Genomic DNA, 18,743 nt, shown 5'->3' on the forward strand with positions numbered 1-18,743 from the left:
TCGGATGTCGGCGATTACAGCGCGGGTGGCGTAAAGGTACGCAGAGCGAATTCGGAATCCATCATGAAGAAGGCGTTGCTGTCCTTGTCGATGCGTTTCAGCTTATTGATGATGCTGTCGAACATCGCTTCTTCTTCCACTTGCTCGTCGATGAACCATTTCAGGAACTGGATCGTAGCGTGCTCCCGATCGTTCATGGCGATATCGGAGAGATGGTAAATCCGGCGAGTTACTTCTTGCTCGTGCTCGTAGGCATGCTCGAAGGCTTCGAGGATCGAGGTATACTCGTTGTTAGGAGTATCCATTCCTTCCATGGTTACGCGTTTGCCGCGGTCGTTCAAGTACTTATACAGCTTCATCGCGTGAAACTTTTCTTCTTCCGCTTGAACCATGAAGAAGTTAGCGAAACCGTCGAGGCTTTCGCCCGAGCAATAGGCAGCGATGGCCAAGTAGACATGAGCGGAATAGAGCTCGAAATTGAGCTGTTCATTTAATGTTTTGCTTAGAGAATCGTTTAACATGGTCTCCTGTCACTCCTTTGGTCTCTGTAGAATATACCCGAATTGTACCATAAAACATCGGGTCATCCTATCCGCTGCTTTAATTTCTCGTAAAGCACCTCGGGAGTAGGAGCGACGATAACTTCCGTTTTTCCGATGAGAACCATACATTGCTTCGTGCAAAGTCTGCATTCTCCAAGGCAATCTTTTTTCTTCTGCTTCATATCGGGAAACTCGGCCTTTAACGTTTTGTAAACCGCTTTGGATCCGTGCTTGAAATTTCTACAGCAATACTTGATTTTCCTCATGAAAGAACCGACTCCCGTAGGAATTTTCAATCTCAATATGATGATATTAATTCTCATTCTCAATGTCAATAGAGGACAAAGAAAAAACCACTCCAGTTCGCTGGAGTGGTTTGATCGGGATAACGATTAACGGCTGTAGAACTCAACGATTTGTTTAACGTCGATATCTTGGGACAGCTCGCCGCGGTCCGGAAGACGAACATACTTGCCTTCCATGGCATTGGCATCGAATTCAACGTAGCCCGGCAGATGGTGACGGCCTTCCGAAGCTTCTTTGATCGTTTTCAGGGAGCGGGAACGCTCGCGAAGACCGATTTTGTCGCCAACTTGCACGGTGTAGGAAGCGATGTCGACTTTCTTGCCGTTAACTGTCACGTGACCGTGAGATACCAGTTGACGGGAGCCGTAACGGGAGTTAGCCCAGCCAAGACGGAATACAAGGTTGTCGAGGCGGCTCTCAAGCAGGAACATGAAGTTCTCGCCGGCGATACCTTGTTGCTTCTGAGCGCGATCGAACAAGTTGCGGAATTGCTTCTCGTTCAAACCGTACATGTGGCGAAGCTTTTGTTTTTCTTGTAATTGCATTCCGTATCCGCTGATTTTGCGGCGAGTGTTAGCGCCGTGTTGTCCTGGCGGGAATGCGCGTTTTAATTCTTTTCCGGATCCACCGAGGGAAATTCCAAGGCGGCGACTTAACTTAAACTTAGGGCCTGTATATCTTGACATGAGTTAGAAAGCTCCTTTTTCAAAAGAAAGTGTTTTGAAAATGGGTTTCATTGCGCGGATTTCTCCATAACCGATTTTCGGTTCCAGTAGGGATGTTCAGCCGCAGCCCGCTGGCGGATTGTCCGAGAGGGTGTCACAAGAGCTAAGCCCAGTATTCAACAAGTATATTATAAGAAAATGAGCGTAAATGTCAAGTTGTTCGTTTATTTTTCCGAATGGAAGCCATTTGAAGAAAAATAAGCCATTAGACTATAGACTTCTATGAACCTAGTGCAAAAATCACTGTTTCATTGTATAGTTAAGGAAAGAGGACATCGGGGGCGGAGGTGTCGGGCATGGTCAATAAGAGAAAGATGCAACAACATCATGATGTGCTAGAGGATATCAAGAATCCATCCCGCACCCGTCAGCAGCTGCCACACTGGTTGCAGAAGCAGGATTTAACGGAAGCCGATCTACCTTATATTCATGAGATGCTCGCAGGAAGCTTCGTGGATTGGCTGGAAGAAGTAGACGGGTTTCCCTGGCTAGGCGGACGGATGATCATGTTGCATCCGGACGGCAATAGCATAGCCGCCGCAGGACAGGCAGACGACGAACATTCGCGCTTCGACAGTTGGAACGAAACGGATATCGGTCCCAATGCCGCCAGCACGGCGCTCATAACTTGCCGTCCTACGCTGATGCGCTCCGAGGAGCATACGCATCAGGAACTTAAAGGTTTCGATTCCATCGCGGTCCCCATCTTCACCCGAACGACCGGAATTCCATGCGCGATCGTTGCTTGCCTGTTGCCGGCAGGAACGGCTCAAGCCGGAGATTTGAAGCTGCTGCAAGCCGCCGCGTTACATATTCGGACGTGCATCTATCGGCATTTCGAGAATTTATTCGTCGGCGGGCTTTTGAGAGAGCGGAAGCTCTCGAAAAAAGAAGAAAGCCGAAGGGATATTTTATTCGACGTCATGCGCCGTTTAAATGATCATATCGAAGTGGAGAACGTACTGTCGGAAGTATTGGACAGCTTGGAACAGCTATACCCGATTTGCAAGGCGGACTTATTTTTGTCGCAAGACTATAACAGCCCGAACGAGAAGGTAAAGCCTCTGGCGTTCCATCTCAACGATATGGATTTGTGCAAAACCGCTTTCGTCGAGGGACGAATTCGGGAAGAACGCAGCGCCGGTCGACATCAACTCGCATTGCCTTTATCAGGTAAACAAGGCGTATACGGAGTGTTGCGCTTGGATTTGCCTGAGAGCGAATTCGACGAAGCCGACATCAGCTTCTTAACGATGCTTGCGGCCGCTACCGGCGCGGCTTTCGAGAAGGCGAAGCTCCACGAACAAGCGAACGTACTCGTGGGGGAGCTCAGGCTCATAAACGAACTGACGCAAAGGCTTAACAGTAGCTTAAAGCTGTCGGAAACGATGCAATTCGCTACCGCGGAATTGTTATCGATATTTAGATCGGATTTCTGCTGCATTCTGCAATTCGACTCCTCGACTCAGCAGTTCGTAGTGATGTCGGCGAACGTGGCGGAGATGATCGGCGAATCCTACTCCAAGGAGTACGGCTTTTGCGGAGTAATGTGGACGACGAAAGAGCCGATCATATTATCCGATTATTGTTCGGCGACGCCCGTATCGTCCCATCTCATGGACGTGACGAAATCGCGCTCGTTGCTGGCATCGCCGCTTTTGTTGAACGGTGACGTCATCGGGGCGGTATTGATTACGAAACGTGAAGCGAATCATTTTTCCTACGATAATTACAAGTTGCTGCAGGTTTTGTCGGCTCATCTCGGACTTGCCATGTCTAACGCTACGTTGCACGCGGAAGTGCGCAGAATGGTCATCACCGATAATTTGACCGGTTTGTTCGCCCGGCATTACTTGAATGAAAGGATCGGACGAAAGCAGATCAGGGATAGCTCGGGTTCGCTCATCGTCGTGGATATCGATCATTTCAAGAAGATCAACGACACGTACGGACATCAAGTAGGCGACGATATCTTAATTCAAGTAAGCGGAATTATTAGAACTTCGATTCGCGATGGAGATATCGCCGCACGATGGGGCGGCGAAGAACTCGCAATCTACTTGCCTTTGCTCGGGATGGAACAAACGGAAAGAGTCGCGGAAAGAATCCGGCACCGGGTCGAGTCCGAGACGAATCCGCAAGTGACCGTATCCTGCGGAATTTCGGAGTGGCGGGTATCGGACGACAAGGTCAGCGTCGAATCCTTGTTCTACAAGGCGGACATGGCGTTGTACGAAGCCAAGCATCAAGGACGGAATTGCATCGTGATCGGATAATTTTCATTACAAAAGCTTGCTTGAAGTCCTCGGACTTCGGGCAAGCTTTTTTTTTGCGCGAATAGCGCTCGGAAATGGGGAAACGATACGAAGCGAAAGGGGAGAAAGCGATGATAAAGCATTTCGGTATATTTTCTGTTACCTCGGGCGCCCTCGCCATTTTGATCTGTTTGCAGGGGTGCATGACATCATCGACTTCCTTGCCGGCTAACGAAGCATTCGCTTTGTCGGCTTCGGCGCTCTCGGGAAGCGATACTTACGGTTTTGCCGGAGAGGTGTCCCTATTCAAACCGGGAGGTTCGATAGGCAGCAAGGCCGCGTATGAAGGGGAGGTGACGCTGCACGGCAATATGAAGATGCAATGGATAAATTCCGGCTTATCGGCAGCCTCGGCCCATTCCTCGGCATCTAGAGCGTATCGGCCGTTACAACTGCTCGAATCCGTGAACGATAAATCCAACGTCATTTCGTACGCCGAGAAGCCTATGCAGGCTAAGCCCGTTCAAATTCGGATACAATTGAACGAAAAAGCAGCGAGCGATCGGGTCGCGGAGGGCTTGAGGGAAGAGATCAAGCTCCTACGCTCCGATAAAGAGCTTCTCCGGGGCGATTCCGTAAAGGCGGAACAAATTCTCGCGGCGGCGGACGAACGGCTTGAGAAGGCGCTAACAACCTTAAAGGCGAATACGGTATGTTTGTGGACGGCCGACCCCAAAAGCTGGTTCCCGGAGCGAATGCGGGAAGAAACGTCGCTTACTTACGTTTGGGAAGGCAAAACCTACAAGGAAAAACGAATTTCGGAAACGAATTTCCTACGCAAAGTCCGAAATGGTACAATGTTAAAGGTAAACAAGTAATGTAGCAAAGGAGAGTCGTACGGTAATGAGAGATTCACGATTGCAAAAATTAGCCGCCAATCTAGCGGGGTATTCCGTCAAGGTTCAGCCTGGCGACAACGTGCTGATCGAGATGATCGGTTCCGAGCGCGAATTATTGAAATGCTTGATCGAAGAGGTCGCGCGTTTGGGCGGAAACCCTTTCGTCGAAATAGAGGACCGCTCCGTGCTCCGGACGCTGCTTAATCACGCGAACGAAGAGCAGTTGGCGACATGGGCCGCATACGATCTGGAGAGAATGAAGAAGATGGATGGCTATATCGGCATTCGGGCGGGAGAAAACGTTAACGATCTCGCGGACGTACCCGCAGGCAAAATGAAGATGTACGATAGAATTCATCGCCATCCGGTACATATGGAGCAACGGGTGAAGAAGACGAAGTGGGTCGTTCTGCGATATCCGAACAGCTCGATGGCGCAATTGGCGAACATGAGCACGGATGCGTTCGAGGATTTCTATTTCGACGTTTGCAACTTGGATTACGCGAAGATGGATCGTGCTATGGATCCGCTTCAGCAGTTGATGAGCGGAACGGATAAAGTAAGGATCGTGTCTCCGGGTACCGACCTTACGTTTTCGATTAAAGGCATCGGAGCCCAAAAATGCTCCGGCGAGCGAAATATCCCGGACGGAGAAGTGTATTCTTGCCCGGTTCGCGATTCCGTTAACGGAACGATCGCCTACAACACTCCAAGCGTATACAACGGTTTTACGTACGAGAATATTAAATTCACTTTCGAGAACGGCAAAATCGTCGACGCTACCGCCAACGATACGGACCGCATCAACGCTCTCTTGGACAGCGACGACGGAGCCCGCCATATCGGGGAATTCAGTCTCGGGTTCAATCCGTTTATCCTGCATCCGATGAAGGACACGCTGTTCGACGAAAAAATCGCCGGGAGCTTGCATTTTACGCCCGGTCAAGCTTACGAAGTTACCGACAACGGAAATCGTTCATCCATCCACTGGGACTTAGTTCTCATTCAAAGGCCCGAATACGGCGGCGGCGAAGTGTATTTTGACGACGTTCTCATTCGCAAAGACGGAATTTTCGTCATTCCGGAGCTCGAGGGCCTTAACCCGGATTCATTGAAATAATCCATTCTCCCCTTGCGTGAATTTGGGGGAACAAGGTATGATGTGGGAGAGAATGAAATGCCTAATATTTAGGAGGGAATACCATGTCTAATAATGCGGCTATTGTAGAATTGTCCCAAACAGCCAATAAGTTCCGTTCGTCTATCGTTCTTCAAGCAGAGAACAAGTACATTGACGTTAAGAGTATTCTAGGATTGTTCACGACTCTGGTAGGCAACCTTTCTTACGAACTTCATGTTCATGGTCCGGATGCCGCCGAAGCTAAGGCAGCTTTGAGCGACGTGTTTGCTAAACACAGCTTGAACGTTAAAGTCGTGGAATAAAGCGCAACGAATGATAATGGCAAACATCTCGTCCCTAGCGGCGGGATGTTTTTATTTTTTAAACAATCTTAAAGTTAATTAGGGAATGATACCGCCCTGTCCTTGTACTTCTGCTCAATATCGCTTAATATAAAAGTGATAGCTAGAGAAAGCAGCATGCGACGTTCCATCACGAGCGCGGCAGCTCGCTCTTTATTGGGAGTCTGGGCACAGGGGGAGTGGGAATGGCAGCATCGGAGACCATGATCGATCTGAATGAGAAGGCTTTGCGTCTGCTTCGGGAAGATGCCGACAAAATCGAAAAGTTGATCGCCATCCAGATGGAGAACTTAACGACGCGTAAATGCCCGCTATACGAGGAAGTGCTGGACACCCAAATGTACGGCTTTTCTAGAGCGGTCGATTTCGCGGTTAGAACGGGATTGTTAGTAGAGGGCGCGGGCAAATTGTTGATTAGCCAGCTGGAACGGAATCTGGCGATTTTATACGAAGCGTTGGAGAAGAAAGAAGAGTAGCGCCCCTGGGGTTGCTGCTCTTCTTTTTTTGTGCGTATTTAGTTGCGTAGACCGGACAAAGGTTGCCCTAGACGAAGTAAAACGATACGCCTAGTATAACGTAAACGATGAGCAGGAGCTTGCCTTCGAACCAGGTGGTCGATCCGTCCCTCGAGATGGAGGTTGCGATCAACACGGATACTCCGATGGCCGCAAGCTCGATCGTGGTGAAGATCAGATTCATTTCCTTGCCGAACAGCAAGCTGATGAACACGAGCACCGGAGCGACGAATAGAGCGATCTGCAAGCTGCTTCCGACGGCGATTTCGACAGCTGCTCCCATTTTGTTCTTCAAGGCCAGCATGACGGCCGCACTGTGCTCCGCAGCGTTACCGACGATGGCGACTACGAATGCGCCTACGAACAATTCCGACAAGCCGAACCGAGACGAGAAGGTATCAAGGGTATGTACTAGCCATTCGCTTATGAACGCGACCATGACCGTGGCGACGACGAGGAAAACGACGGACATTCCTTTCGTCCATGCAGGCTTCTCACCGTGATCCGCTTGCGTGTCCACGTGATCTTCCAGCAAGTCCTTGTGCGTGAACATGGAATAAATCAACCATCCGATATAAGCGAAGATGAGGAACGCGGCGACGATAATGCTGATCGACATCGTGTCATGCTCGGAAATATGCTCCGTTTTCACGAAAATAGCGGGAATGAACAGGGCTATGATGCCAAGCAGCATCAAGGAGGCATTCTGCCCGGCTAGATGGACGTTGAATTTCTGCTCCTTGAATTTCAATCCGCCTACAAAAGCGCTTGCTCCCAATACAAGAAGCAGATTTCCGATAATAGCACCCGTTAAGCTTGCTTTGACGATATCGAATAATCCTTCCTTGATCAGGAAGATGGCGATAATGAGCTCGGCAGCGTTTCCGAACGTCGCGTTAAGAAATCCGCCTAGCCGTTGACCGGCATAATGGGCAACGGATTCGGTCGCTTTGCCGAGCAGTCCCGCGGCGAACAGGATGGCCAGACCCGCGAAGCCGAACTCGAGCTCCGCTCCCCAATGCATAAAGTGGGATAAGGCGCTGAGGATAAAGGTAATGATCAGTAGGGGGAAAAACAGCTTTTTCAACGAATACACACCTCGTCGTAGTAGATATTTTATAGTTGTTCCGATTGGCATTTAATACTATACCCAATATAGAATCCGAAGTAAACGGAAAGTCTGGCAAATAAACGAAAGTTGGGATATGCTGGCAACGCTTTCGGTTGCTTCTGACCTAGTCTTCTATTACAATGGAAGCATACTAGGTTCGGGAGAGTGAGCCGCCATGACGGAAGAGCTGCAGCAAGGTTTAATAAGAATTTCGGATGATGTCGTTGCTACGATTGCCGGATTAGCGGCGTTGGAGACGCCTGGAGTCGCCGCCATGTCGGGCGGGATTTCGGAAGGCTTAGCCAAACGGTTAAGCGGACGTAATGCGCAGAAGGGCGTATCCGTCGAAGTAGGTCAAGTGGAGGCGGCCATCGATTTGCGGATCGTCGTTCAATACGGCATTCCTATTCAAGAGGTTGGGCGCAGGTTGCAAGATAATGTCCGTGAAGCGGTTGAGAATATGACCGGGCTTACCGTCGTGGAAGTTAACGTAAAAGTGGAAGGCGTTGCTTTCAAGGATGAGGAAACGACGGATGAAGCACATCGCGTCAAGTAAAAGCGCGATTAGCAGCATAATTAAAAACGTGATTAAGTCGGCTTGGAGCCGCTTAACCACGTTTTTTTTAATGTTTCGCGGAGTACGTCCTCGCGGACGGTACCCGTTCAACCCGTTCTACTCGATTATACTCTCGCGAAATGCTTAGAAGTATTCCCATACCCGTAAGCAACGTGAGCATGGAGGAACCCCCGTAGCTGATGAACGGCAGGGTGACGCCCGTAATCGGTATGGCGCCGCTTACGCCGCCCATGTTAATAAGGGCTTGAATCGAGATCAAGGATACGAGACCTATTCCGACTAACGTTCCGTAGATGTCCGGGCACCTAAGAGCTACGATCAGAGCTCTCCACAGAAACAAGATGTAGAACAGGATGAAGATCGTCGTGCCGACGAATCCAAGTTCCTCGCCGATGATCGCAAAAATGAAATCGTTGTAGGCATAAGGCAAGTAAAACAGTTTCTGGACGCTGTTTCCTAAACCCGCGCCGAAAAAACCGCCGTGACCGAACGCTTCGAGGGAACGGATGAGATGATAACCGGTTCCTTGCTGATCCTCTAGCGGATTCAAGAAGGCAGTAAATCGCGCCCCCCGGTAACCGAAGCCGGCATCGGGATTAATCAAGAAGTAGAAGCTTGTCCCGAGCGCCGCAAGACCGAGCAATACGCCCGATGAGAGCGTGATATGCTTCAGATTGGAGCCTCCGGCAACGACGATCGCCGAAGCGCACATCACGAGGATGGCGCAGGAGCCGAAATCCGGCTGAAGCATGATCAAGAACGCGAAAAATCCCACTACGATCATGACCGGAAGCAATCCCCGCTTGAAGTCGCGAAATTTCTCGTCCTTCTTCGCTATGATAGCGGCTAAGTATAATATAATGGCAAGCTTGGCGAATTCCGTTGGCTGAACGCCGAAGCTGCCGATTCCGATCCAACTCTTCGCTCCGTTCCTATCTTCCGCAACGAAGGGAACAAGGACGAGCAGGAATAAGGTTCCTATGAAGAAGATCAGGAATAGCTTCTTGTATTTCTGAAAATGAATGTTCATCATCACGAACATGATCAAGGTGCCAAGCCCGACCCACATTAACTGGCGCTTTACGAAATAAAGAGCGTCGTAGTTGTAGTCGGGCTCGGTTGCCGCCATGCTCGAGCTGGCGCTGAAAACCATGACGAGACCGAATCCCACGAGCAGAAGCGTCAGAATAAGCAACATGAAATCTGGCGTACCCCGCTGGCCGCTCTCCGGAGTCTTCATCCTCGATTCCCCCGTGCCCCTATGAAAGCAGCTTTTTTAAATCCTGCGTGCGCTGAGTAGCGGCATTTAAGATCGGTTGCGGAATCGCCGATTCGTAATCGAGGCCATGGGGGAAAGTAGCGCGTCCGATGTAGACGGCTTCGACTTCGAGAATGGCTTCCGGATTTTCCAGCTTGCCTTCTACGGCTCTAGTCGTGATGCGCAAGAAGTAGTCTTGTCCGTTCGTACGGTCGTGAAGCTTAAGATCATATGTAGCGCGGCGATATTCCCATTGCCAGCGTACGAAGCCAAGCTTGTCTCCGGACTCGTCCAGATGACCGAGATCGCTTCGCATTCCGTTTAATCCTGTATTTTCGAGTAACATTGGAAAATCCTCCTTAGTATGTGCGAACAATCGGGCAGCGTCCTTGACGTCTGCGGTTTGTCGTCATCGAGGTCAAAGCGTGCATTGTACCCTTCCATGATAGACGGTTTATGAGCCTTCTGCAAGCCCGCAACCGATCGGAAGTTCGAACGTTCATTGACAATTATCTCCTTTATCGCCGAATACGAAGGTTACGGATATGCATGCTTTCTGATACAATAGTACAAACATACGGACACAAGGGAAAAGGAGGCGCCGACCATGACGGTAAAAGAACTTACGTTGCAATCCCTATATGAAGATATGGTGAAATGGCGCCGTCATCTGCATCAGCACCCCGAGCTTTCTTTCCACGAATTCGAAACTTCGAAAATGATCGCGGATCTGCTGGATTCCTGGGGACTCGAGGTTCGCCGCGGCGTTTCGGGAACCGGGGTCGTCGCCCGTCTTAAAGGCGACTTGCCCGGGAGGACGATCGCATTGCGGGCGGATATCGACGCACTGGCCATTCAAGATGCCAAATCCAGTTCTTACAGATCAACGGTGCAAGGCGTGATGCACGCTTGCGGACATGACGGACATACGGCCGAGTTGCTTGCCGTTGCCAGATATTATAGCCTTCATAAAGAGGAAACGGCAGGAACAAGGGTGTTCTTATTCCAACCCGGCGAGGAGGTTCTCCCGGGCGGGGCGGTCGGAATGATCGAGGACGGAGCGCTCGAAGGCGTCGATGCGATATACGGAGTTCATCTATGGTCGCCTATGCCTTACGGTACGGCGACAACCCGTCCCGGACCTTTCATGGCGACTCCCGATGAATTCGAAATAACCATTAAAGGGCGCGGCGGGCACGGAGGGCTTCCTCATGAATGCAAGGATGCCTTGGTTGCCGGCGCGTCGTTGGTGGTGGCTCTTCAAACGATCGTAGCCCGCAACGTCAATCCGCTCGATGCCGCGGTTCTATCGGTAGGAAGATTCGAATCGGGAACGGCTAATAACGTCATTGCGGCGAACTGCAAGATAAGCGGCACCGTCCGTTCCTTCAACAAAGGAATTCGCGACATCGTCCGGAAGCGGATGGAGGAAATCGTCAAGCACACTTGCGAAATGCATGGCTGCGATTACGAATTTCGCTACTTCGAAGGGTATCCGCCTGTCGTGAACGACGAGCGCGAAGCGCTGAGGGTTCTTCGGGTCATTCAAGACGTATTGCCCGAAACGGCCGCGGCACCTGGCGAACGAATTATGGCCGGCGAAGATTTTTCTTACTATTTGGAACGTAAGCCCGGTTGCTTTTTCTTCGTAGGCGCCGGCAGCGAGACGGAAGCTTCGGCTCCTCACCATCACCCGTTGTTCGACATTGAAGAGAAAGCGATGCTGCATGCGGCAAGATTGCTGATTGCGGTCGCGGACGACTCGGCATTGGATTTAACATAAAGCGGTCGTTACGGCTCCCTCCGAGTAGGAGGGAGTTTTTTATGTTGCGCCGTTATCCGTTTATAAGACGATTCCGGAATGGGAAGGCTGTAGGTGCATGGAGGGATGCTGGATGAATATTCCTTTGCCGCTGTGGGCCCAATCAGACGGGACGATATTGTTGGATGAACGGCATCCGGAATACGAAGAAGCTAGAAATCTGCTTAGAACGGTAGCGGAGTTGCATAAACGACCGGGAGCCGTGCATACATACCGGATAACGCCGGTGACTCTATGGAACGCGGCCGCTTCGGGCCTGCGTTCCGCTGATATCGTCGAGAGGCTTGGGGCGATGTCATCGTCCGGTCTGCCGCGAGCCTTGGAAGAAGAGATTCGTAAGCAAATGAACCGATACGGCCAAATTCGTCTACAAACGATTGCAGGCGAATTGGTACTCACGATTGAACAACCCGAGATAATGGAACAAATACTTCAATGGGAAGATATCGTTTCGGTGTTGTCCGGAACTTCTTCCTCAACTCGAGCTAGCGTCAAGCCATCCGCCAGAGGTTGGATCAAAAGGGAGTTGGCGGCACGAGGCTATCCGGTTAAAGATGAAGCGGGATTCCATTCGGGCAATGCGCTAGAGGTTTCGTTCCTTAGCGTATCGGATTCCGGCAGGCAGGTCGTGCTTAGGGATTATCAGGCGGATGCGGTCGATGCCCTGCTTGGCAAGGAAAACGGAAGCGGAGGAAGCGGCGTAGTCGTACTTCCTTGCGGAGCAGGGAAAACTTGGGTCGGCATGGCCGCGTTGGCTCGATTGAAATGCGACACCCTCATTTTGACGCCGAACGGCGTTTCCGTTTCCCAGTGGATTTCCGAGCTGCTCCGCCATACGACGCTAACGGAAGAAGAAGTAGGCGAGTATACGGGGCAAACGAAGAACGTGCGCCCCGTTACGGTGGCGACGTACCAAATCCTTACGCACAGACGATCCAAAGTAGAGGATTATCCTCACTTGGAGCTTTTCGGCAACCGGGATTGGGGTCTCATTATTTATGACGAGGTGCACCTTCTCCCGGCGCCGGTATTCAGAATCACCGCGGACATTCAAGCGACAAGAAGACTCGGCTTAACGGCTACGCTCGTACGAGAGGATGGACGGGAAAGCGACGCGTTCGCTTTGATCGGACCTAAACAATACGAAATTCCTTGGAAAACGATGGAGGAAGGCGGCTGGATTGCCAAAGCCGCATGCACGGAGGTGAGAGTACCGCTCGATCCGCGCACCGCCAAGAGCTATTCGGAAGCACCTAAGAGAAACAGGCACCGAATCGCCGGGGAGAACCCTCGGAAGGCTGAGGTCGTCAAAGCCTTGCTGAAGCGGCATAGCGGTTTGCCGACGCTCGTCATCGGACAGTATCTCGATCAACTGCACGAATTGGCGCGCGAGCTATCTTTACCGTTAATCACCGGCGAGATGCCCAATAGAAATCGCAAGCAATTGTTCGACAGCTTCAACCGCGGGGAAATCGACGTGCTGTTGGTATCCAAGGTCGCCAATTTCGCCGTAGATCTTCCGGATGCGTCGGTTGCCATTCAGGTATCCGGAAGCTATGGCTCGAGGCAGGAGGAAGCGCAAAGGCTAGGTCGAATATTGCGGCCCAAAAAGTCCGGCAACGAGGCGACGTTCTATTCTTTGGTAAGCGAAGGAACCGATGAGGTGGAATTCTCGCGTAACCGAGGACGGTTTCTATTGGAGCAAGGGTATCCCTACACGGTCGACCGATGGATGTTGCCGAGAATGGAAGACCAACATCCAAGCGAAGGAAGGTGAACGCATGGATTTGAAGTTATCCGTCGAAAAGCTGCCCGATCCGGTGCGGCAGCTTATTCAAAGCGAACCGACGATCAAGAGCAGGCTGGACGGAGGCGAGAAGTTGGAAGCGATTCTTCGCAACCGGGAATGGGCCGAAGAATGGCTCGAGCATAGCGCGGATTTTTACCAGCTGGAAGGATTAAAAAAAATCGTAGTCCGGTACGCGGGCTTACCTTTCGAGATCGATTCGTTGATTAAAGCGACCGGAGAAGAGAACGTGCTGACCGGCGCCGAAACGCGAGTAGCCGTAGCCAAGCTGCGCAGAAGCGGAATCGTGCACTCCGTAAGGAAGGCATGGGGAGACCAATTATTGTATTTGCCCGAGGATACGGTTCCGATGTGGCTGCCGCTGTTGTTTCCGATCATTCATTCGCCCTTGAATGAAGCTGCGAAGTTAGAAATTTCTTACGCAAGCAAGGAATATCGCCTGCCGTTGTCGCTTGAGCTGTTGGCAGCTTGGCAACAATTCGATCGTCAGCCGATGACTTGGACGGTAAAAGGGAGGCTGCATCGGCATCCGTTCGTCCGCATGCAATCGGGGCTGCGCATAACATCGCAAGAATTGGCAGACTTGACCATTACCTATCCGAATAACGATCAACTTCCGGCTTATGCCGCATTGGCATTAGACCTTGGCTTGCGGAGCAAAGTGCTCCGCAGGCAGAATAACGAAATTCGTCTATCCATGAGTGGGTTGTCTGCTTGGCTGGCTCTTGAGCCTACCGAGGCGGATTCCCGCTTGCATGATTGGATTATGACAAGAATAGGCGAGTCCGACCCGGCTATCCATATAACGGCATCCGCCTTGTCCGCTATCAACGGCTTGGATTGGCATGAGGATCATTGCTTAGCCGTGACTATCGGTCAAGAGAAGGCGATAGAGCTTTGGCTTGGGCTGATGGAATCATTCGGCTGGCTGGAAAGAGGAAGCTATCGAGACGGCAAGGTGTTTCGAAAGAAGTATTCCAAGAGATCGGCGAACGATCAGACGACTCCCGAATCGGCATCGATGTTCGTACAGCCGGACGGAGAAATTTTCGTTCCGCCGGCAACGTCCCTGAAACAAAGGTGGGTATTGTCGGAAATCGCGGAACTAGTTACAGCGGACGAGTTAGTCGTGTATCAATTGACTAGAAATGCTTGCATCAAGGCATTCCAGGCAGGTCACACGTTCCAATCCGTGATTTCCTTCCTGGAACAGGGTGCCGCTATACCTTTACCCGAGCCGGTTACCGGAGCTTTGGCGGATTGGTTCTCGCCTTTAGGCAAAGTCGTATTCGCAGATGTATTGCTGCTGCGTGCGATAAATCCCGAAGTCGCCGATCATCTTAAGCAAAATCCGGAGATCGCCGAGTTGCTGTTGGAGCATGTAGGGGATCGAGATTTCATTATCGATCGGGAGTCATATCCGGACATGCTCGCGCGGCTGCAGAAGATCGGGTATCCCGCGCAAACAGTCGATCAAGCCTTATCGCGCAAGCATGAAATTATGCCTCCCGTTCCTCCGGACGATGAATTTTCCGAAGAAGAACAGGGCTGGATATATAGACGTCAAGCATTGTCGGCGTTCACCGCCGATCGGGCTATTCCAGGGACGGAGGAGCTATTCCCGGGAATTTCGTCCGTTCCCGCGGCGTGGCTGTCCAAACCGCGGACTTATCACGCTTCCACGAGCAAAGAGGTCATCCAACGGGCGATCGATTGGCAAACCTCCATTCGGTTGGAGGTTAACGGAGCCGAGCGAACCTTCCATCCGAAAAATTTCCGGGACGAAGGGGAGAAGTGGTCCGTGTTAGGGCAGTGGAAAGTCGACCCGGGTAATGACGTTATGAACGTTCGGCCGGAAACGGTTAGTATTCTAGCGGACGAGATCTCGGAAGTGATGATCGTGCTGCCCGCCTTAGAGGAGCTTGAAACCCATTGACCGGAAACGTTCCTTTTGTGTTATGATAGTTAGGTATAACATAGCCGATTTGTAAATGTTCCGATCGCTTCGGCTTTTAGGACATTTGTCAAACAAAGGTGAGGTGAGGCCGTTGGCCAGCATGACACAAACCCTCCCTGCGGCAGTAGAAGGTGTGATGGAGAACGCGCCTGCCGATATGGCGTTGCTCTTATCCCACGCCTTCGAGCTGGGGGATTCACTTAAGAATTCCGCTTACGCGGCGGAATACGTTTTCTGGAAAGATCGAGTTCATAGGGATGAAGAAGTGCAAACCTTGACCAAGCTATTCGCCAAGGCGAAAGAGAAATTCGCCGAATGCGAACGTTTCGGAAGGTTCCACCCGGATTATAACGCCGCTTTGGATCAAGTGTACGAAATGGAAAGCCGACTTGATCAAGTGGAATCCGTTCGCAATTTCAAAGCCGCCGAGAACTCTTTGGATGAATTGCTTAACGATGTTTCCCGGACGATTGCCTATGCCGTATCGCAAAGCATCAAGGTTCCGGATAACAATCCGAATCCCAAAGCTTCGGGTTGCGGCAATGGCGGCAGTTGCTCATGCGGAAGCGGCGGTTGCGGGTAAGTTATTTAGACAGACCGGAGGGTTGGACATGTTTGCCGAACGGACAGGTTATATCGTATGGTTTAGCGATTCGAAAGCGGCCAGAGGCTTGGACAAATACGGAACTCTGCACTATTTGTCCCGCAAAATGCAATATGCCGTCATGTACATGAATGCCGACGTTGCGGAAGAAGCCGTTCGTAATTTGCAGCGTCTACCCTTCGTACGCAAGATCGAGCGCTCGTATCGCAACGAGATCAAGACGGAGTACGAGAAGAACGTACCCGACAAAACCAGGTTTTACGGTTTATGATTTTAGCCCCCTAAATAATGGGGGCTTTTCTATTATCCACCTTTCGTTTATGATTAAACGATTCCGTGCAATTCTATCTTGGAATCTATCTTTCTTTCATTTTATGAGCGTGATAGCATAAAATAGAGTAGGGAAATAGTATCCAAAAGTTGGAATGTAAGGGTTCATTTTATTTTATTGTTGAATCATCGGGAATGAATGCGGTAAAATGAACTTAAGTTCCTAGGTATACATGGACTCGAGTGGGTCATTAGACCTAGTATCGGGAAGGGGATAGCCCGGTGAAGGATAAACATACGGATCGGTGGAATACTTACGAACCCTTTCACGTCGTTCTGGGCGATAAAAAGGTTGTCGACATCATCATAACCAATCACGCTCGCACACGTTGGACGGACCGCGTGGAGAGCGAGAGAACCGGCTATTCGGATATCGCCGAATTCATGTGGGAATGCTTGAAGGAAGACCGCATCGTCTCGTATTACCGGAACGAACAAGATGTATATACGATCGACGACGACCTTGTTTTCGTCGCGGAATTCGCGGTCAGTGAAACGGATACCGATTTGCTAGGAAATCCGTTGCATAAGATGATCGTCGTTACGTTCTTAGGGAGAATGTCGGAGACGATGGAGCTCCGAGATTTGAAAACGTATTATTCTTGGCTGCGACACTCGCGGCGCATGACGCTGATCAAAAATAATCGCAAACGCCGTTAAGGCTTATATAGTCGAAACAGCCGGGAAGGAGAATATCTCCCCCGGCTGTTTTCCGTTTCCGGCATCAACGCGCTCAACGTTATTATGGTATAATTCGAAATAAAATATTATCGGACGGAAGGCGTGACCGGGGTGGCACTGAACGTTCATCAACTTCATATTTTCTACACGGTGGCGGAACGCGGTAGTTTCTCGGCAGCGGCCCAAGCTTTGCATATGACGCAACCGGCCGTCACGATGCAGGTGCAAGCGCTCGAAGAACGATTCGGAACGAAGCTATTAAACAGAACGACGAAGAAGCTGGAATTGACCGAGGCCGGGCACATGCTTCTGCCCCAAGCGCGCAAGGCGGTTGAATTGATGCGGGATACCGACGTCATGATGGCTAAATATATCGAGGATTTAAAGGGTAGACTGCAATTCGCGGCTAGTTTAACGATCGGGGAATACGTGCTGCCAAGGCTGTTGGGAGCGTTCTTGAGGAGATTTCCGGAAGTGTCGGTCGATATGAAGGTCATGAACACGACCGAGATCATCGACGCGGTTGCCCATCAGGGACTGGATTTCGGAATTATCGAGGCTCCCTGCGATGTTCCGGGCTTCGATGCTCAGCCGGTCATGGACGATGAATTAATGCTGGTCGTACCTAAGGACCATCCGTTCGCATCTTTTGACGAGATAGGATTGGATGCGGTTATTCGGGAACCGATGGTTCTGCGGGAAAAGGGCTCCGGAACGAGGCAAATTATGGAGGAAGAGCTGCATAGGCACGGCGTCAAAGAATCCGAGCTGCGCGTCGTAAGCGAATTCGGAAGCACTGGAGCGGTTAAATCCGCGGTGGAAGCCGGCTTAGGATTATCGATTCTATCTGTGTGGACGTTAAAGCACGAGATCTCGCTGGGATTGCTTAAACCGGTGAAGATCACCGGCGTCAGCTTTAGGCGCCAGATCTTCGCCGTCCGATTGAAATCTTCGATTCTACCGATGCCGGCGGCTGCATTGCTGCACGAATTAAGGGAGTTATCCCATGATCAATAGAGCGGATTTGCATACTCATACGTTAGCATCAGATGGGATGTTTAGCCCTGCAGATAACGTCAGGATGGCCAAGGAAGCAGGATTGGCCGCGGTGGCCATTACGGACCATGATACGGTCGCGGGAATAACGGAAGCGCTGGCGGCCGGCATAACGTATGGAATAATCGTCGTCCCCGGCGTAGAAATAAGTACTGCCGCCGGAGGAAGGGATATCCATATTCTTGGTTACGGATTTTCGCCCGGGGACGAACTGCTGAATAAGCGATTGGCGTCGTTAAGAGATGTCCGGAACCGCAGGAACGAGGAAATCTTGTCTTTGTTGGTCGGGTTGGGTTTGCGAATAACGAGCGGGGAAGTCGAAATAGCGGCAGGCAAATCGATGCGAGGAGATGGCTCGGTTGGCCGGCCGCATATCGCGCAAGTGCTCGTCGACAAAGGTTATGTTACAGATATCAAGTCGGCGTTCGATCGGTATTTGGGAGAGGGCAAGCCGGCATACCCTATTCCTAAGCGGGTATCGCCCGAAGAAGCGATCGCTTGGATCCGCGATGCAGGAGGCATAGCAGTCATCGCCCATCCCGGACTTTATTCGGATGATTCCCTCGTGCAATCGATCTTGGAAGCCGGAGCGGACGGACTGGAAGCTTTTCACTCCGACCACGACTCGGAAATGGAGCTCCGTTATTCGGAGATGGCGAGAAGCCGAGGCAAGCTCGTTACCGGAGGATCCGATTTTCACGGCACGAAGGACGGAGTCGCTTTCCACGGAGAGATAGGGAATCGGACGGTGGATGCCTCGATCGTTGACAAGCTTATGAGGAGAAGCGGAACGGAATCGCTTTGAGTAAAAGAACG

20 protein-coding genes are annotated in these 18,743 nt (G+C 51.1%); 14 read left to right on the forward strand and 6 right to left on the reverse strand.

The window, feature by feature from the left end:
• Positions 1-14: 14 nt before the first annotated feature.
• The 3 genes from DFP95_RS01860 to rpsD form a co-directional block, all read right to left on the reverse strand.
• Positions 15-521, reverse strand: a complete 507-nt coding sequence (locus tag DFP95_RS01860) for a ferritin (protein WP_115990848.1) — start codon at positions 519-521, stop codon at positions 15-17.
• A 62-nt stretch (positions 522-583) separates the two neighbouring features.
• Entirely contained in the window at positions 584-808 is a 225-nt protein-coding gene (locus tag DFP95_RS01865; protein WP_115991336.1) for a DUF1450 domain-containing protein, read from the reverse strand.
• Between the two features lie 126 nt (positions 809-934).
• On the reverse strand, positions 935-1,534 hold the full coding sequence (gene rpsD / locus DFP95_RS01870) for a 30S ribosomal protein S4 (protein WP_115990849.1): 600 nt from the start codon (positions 1,532-1,534) through the stop codon (positions 935-937).
• A 335-nt stretch (positions 1,535-1,869) separates the two neighbouring features.
• Between rpsD and DFP95_RS01875 the strand changes: the two genes are divergently transcribed.
• The 5 genes from DFP95_RS01875 to DFP95_RS01895 all read left to right on the forward strand — a co-directional run bounded on the left by DFP95_RS01875 (position 1,870) and on the right by DFP95_RS01895 (position 6,685).
• Complete coding sequence (locus DFP95_RS01875) at positions 1,870-3,849, forward strand: sensor domain-containing diguanylate cyclase (RefSeq protein WP_115990850.1); 1,980 nt, start codon at positions 1,870-1,872, stop codon at positions 3,847-3,849.
• A gap of 110 nt (positions 3,850-3,959) precedes the next feature.
• Positions 3,960-4,706, forward strand: a complete 747-nt coding sequence (locus tag DFP95_RS01880) for a hypothetical protein (protein ID WP_115990851.1) — start codon at positions 3,960-3,962, stop codon at positions 4,704-4,706.
• 25 nt (positions 4,707-4,731) lie between these two features.
• Entirely contained in the window at positions 4,732-5,847 is a 1,116-nt protein-coding gene (locus tag DFP95_RS01885) for an aminopeptidase (RefSeq protein ID WP_115990852.1), read from the forward strand.
• Positions 5,848-5,930: 83 nt separating this feature from the next.
• Positions 5,931-6,170 carry an HPr family phosphocarrier protein gene (locus DFP95_RS01890; protein ID WP_115990853.1) on the forward strand — a complete coding sequence of 80 codons (240 nt, stop codon included), beginning with the start codon at positions 5,931-5,933 and terminating at the stop codon, positions 6,168-6,170.
• A gap of 224 nt (positions 6,171-6,394) precedes the next feature.
• Positions 6,395-6,685 (forward strand): Fpa/YlaN family protein, encoded by a 291-nt coding sequence (locus DFP95_RS01895; RefSeq protein ID WP_115990854.1) that lies wholly within the window; start codon positions 6,395-6,397, stop codon positions 6,683-6,685.
• Positions 6,686-6,752: 67 nt separating this feature from the next.
• Here DFP95_RS01895 and cax read toward each other — a convergent pair whose 3' ends face one another.
• Positions 6,753-7,811: a calcium/proton exchanger gene (gene cax / locus DFP95_RS01900; RefSeq protein ID WP_245987293.1), complete on the reverse strand. Its 1,059-nt coding sequence runs from the start codon at positions 7,809-7,811 to the stop codon at positions 6,753-6,755.
• A 199-nt stretch (positions 7,812-8,010) separates the two neighbouring features.
• Between cax and DFP95_RS01905 the strand changes: the two genes are divergently transcribed.
• Positions 8,011-8,391 carry an Asp23/Gls24 family envelope stress response protein gene (locus tag DFP95_RS01905; RefSeq protein ID WP_115990856.1) on the forward strand — a complete coding sequence of 127 codons (381 nt, stop codon included), beginning with the start codon at positions 8,011-8,013 and terminating at the stop codon, positions 8,389-8,391.
• A 67-nt stretch (positions 8,392-8,458) separates the two neighbouring features.
• On the opposite strand, the gene ftsW is transcribed toward DFP95_RS01905, so the two are convergent.
• Together ftsW and DFP95_RS01915 are read right to left on the reverse strand one after the other, a co-directional pair.
• Positions 8,459-9,652 (reverse strand): putative lipid II flippase FtsW, encoded by a 1,194-nt coding sequence (gene ftsW, locus DFP95_RS01910; protein WP_115990857.1) that lies wholly within the window; start codon positions 9,650-9,652, stop codon positions 8,459-8,461.
• 19 nt (positions 9,653-9,671) lie between these two features.
• Complete coding sequence (locus DFP95_RS01915) at positions 9,672-10,016, reverse strand: YugN family protein (RefSeq protein WP_115990858.1); 345 nt, start codon at positions 10,014-10,016, stop codon at positions 9,672-9,674.
• 261 nt (positions 10,017-10,277) lie between these two features.
• On the opposite strand from DFP95_RS01915, the gene DFP95_RS01920 reads away from it, so the two are divergent.
• The 8 genes from DFP95_RS01920 to DFP95_RS01955 all read left to right on the forward strand — a co-directional run bounded on the left by DFP95_RS01920 (position 10,278) and on the right by DFP95_RS01955 (position 18,732).
• Complete coding sequence (locus tag DFP95_RS01920; RefSeq protein ID WP_115990859.1) at positions 10,278-11,453, forward strand: M20 metallopeptidase family protein; 1,176 nt, start codon at positions 10,278-10,280, stop codon at positions 11,451-11,453.
• Between the two features lie 112 nt (positions 11,454-11,565).
• Entirely contained in the window at positions 11,566-13,269 is a 1,704-nt protein-coding gene (locus tag DFP95_RS01925) for a DNA repair helicase XPB (protein WP_115990860.1), read from the forward strand.
• Between the two features lie 4 nt (positions 13,270-13,273).
• Positions 13,274-15,235 (forward strand): helicase-associated domain-containing protein, encoded by a 1,962-nt coding sequence (locus DFP95_RS01930; RefSeq protein ID WP_181907215.1) that lies wholly within the window; start codon positions 13,274-13,276, stop codon positions 15,233-15,235.
• Between the two features lie 121 nt (positions 15,236-15,356).
• Positions 15,357-15,839, forward strand: a complete 483-nt coding sequence (locus DFP95_RS01935; RefSeq protein WP_245987343.1) for a YlbF/YmcA family competence regulator — start codon at positions 15,357-15,359, stop codon at positions 15,837-15,839.
• Between the two features lie 28 nt (positions 15,840-15,867).
• On the forward strand, positions 15,868-16,131 hold the full coding sequence (locus DFP95_RS01940) for a YlbG family protein (protein ID WP_115990862.1): 264 nt from the start codon (positions 15,868-15,870) through the stop codon (positions 16,129-16,131).
• Between the two features lie 281 nt (positions 16,132-16,412).
• Positions 16,413-16,850, forward strand: coding sequence for a hypothetical protein (locus DFP95_RS01945; protein WP_115990863.1), 438 nt, complete (start codon positions 16,413-16,415; stop codon positions 16,848-16,850).
• Between the two features lie 132 nt (positions 16,851-16,982).
• Positions 16,983-17,888 (forward strand): LysR family transcriptional regulator, encoded by a 906-nt coding sequence (locus DFP95_RS01950; RefSeq protein WP_115990864.1) that lies wholly within the window; start codon positions 16,983-16,985, stop codon positions 17,886-17,888.
• A complete protein-coding gene (locus DFP95_RS01955) occupies positions 17,878-18,732 on the forward strand; it encodes a PHP domain-containing protein (protein ID WP_115990865.1) in 855 nt (284 codons plus the stop codon). The genes DFP95_RS01950 and DFP95_RS01955 overlap by 11 nt, the downstream gene beginning before the upstream one ends.
• Positions 18,733-18,743: the final 11 nt, after the last annotated feature.

The organism is Cohnella lupini, assembly GCF_003386205.1.
Classification (GTDB): Bacteria; Bacillota; Bacilli; order Paenibacillales; family Paenibacillaceae; genus Cohnella; species Cohnella lupini.

Bases quoted from the DNA above. Each gene is read 5' to 3' on its own strand.
- DFP95_RS01905 (WP_115990856.1), top strand. From the start codon at position 8,011: ATGACGGAAGAGCTGCAGCAAGGTTTAATAAGAATTTCGGATGATGTC.
- DFP95_RS01875 (WP_115990850.1), top strand. From the start codon at position 1,870: ATGGTCAATAAGAGAAAGATGCAACAACATCATGATGTGCTAGAGGAT.
- DFP95_RS01940 (WP_115990862.1), top strand. From the start codon at position 15,868: ATGTTTGCCGAACGGACAGGTTATATCGTATGGTTTAGCGATTCGAAA.
- ftsW (WP_115990857.1), bottom strand. From the start codon at position 9,652: ATGAAGACTCCGGAGAGCGGCCAGCGGGGTACGCCAGATTTCATGTTG.
- DFP95_RS01955 (WP_115990865.1), top strand. From the start codon at position 17,878: ATGATCAATAGAGCGGATTTGCATACTCATACGTTAGCATCAGATGGG.
- DFP95_RS01935 (WP_245987343.1), top strand. From the start codon at position 15,357: ATGACACAAACCCTCCCTGCGGCAGTAGAAGGTGTGATGGAGAACGCG.
- DFP95_RS01895 (WP_115990854.1), top strand. From the start codon at position 6,395: ATGGCAGCATCGGAGACCATGATCGATCTGAATGAGAAGGCTTTGCGT.
- DFP95_RS01890 (WP_115990853.1), top strand. From the start codon at position 5,931: ATGTCTAATAATGCGGCTATTGTAGAATTGTCCCAAACAGCCAATAAG.
- DFP95_RS01930 (WP_181907215.1), top strand. From the start codon at position 13,274: ATGGATTTGAAGTTATCCGTCGAAAAGCTGCCCGATCCGGTGCGGCAG.
- DFP95_RS01920 (WP_115990859.1), top strand. From the start codon at position 10,278: ATGACGGTAAAAGAACTTACGTTGCAATCCCTATATGAAGATATGGTG.
- DFP95_RS01865 (WP_115991336.1), bottom strand. From the start codon at position 808: ATGAGGAAAATCAAGTATTGCTGTAGAAATTTCAAGCACGGATCCAAA.
- DFP95_RS01860 (WP_115990848.1), bottom strand. From the start codon at position 521: ATGTTAAACGATTCTCTAAGCAAAACATTAAATGAACAGCTCAATTTC.
- DFP95_RS01915 (WP_115990858.1), bottom strand. From the start codon at position 10,016: ATGTTACTCGAAAATACAGGATTAAACGGAATGCGAAGCGATCTCGGT.
- rpsD (WP_115990849.1), bottom strand. From the start codon at position 1,534: ATGTCAAGATATACAGGCCCTAAGTTTAAGTTAAGTCGCCGCCTTGGA.
- DFP95_RS01885 (WP_115990852.1), top strand. From the start codon at position 4,732: ATGAGAGATTCACGATTGCAAAAATTAGCCGCCAATCTAGCGGGGTAT.
- DFP95_RS01925 (WP_115990860.1), top strand. From the start codon at position 11,566: ATGAATATTCCTTTGCCGCTGTGGGCCCAATCAGACGGGACGATATTG.
- DFP95_RS01880 (WP_115990851.1), top strand. From the start codon at position 3,960: ATGATAAAGCATTTCGGTATATTTTCTGTTACCTCGGGCGCCCTCGCC.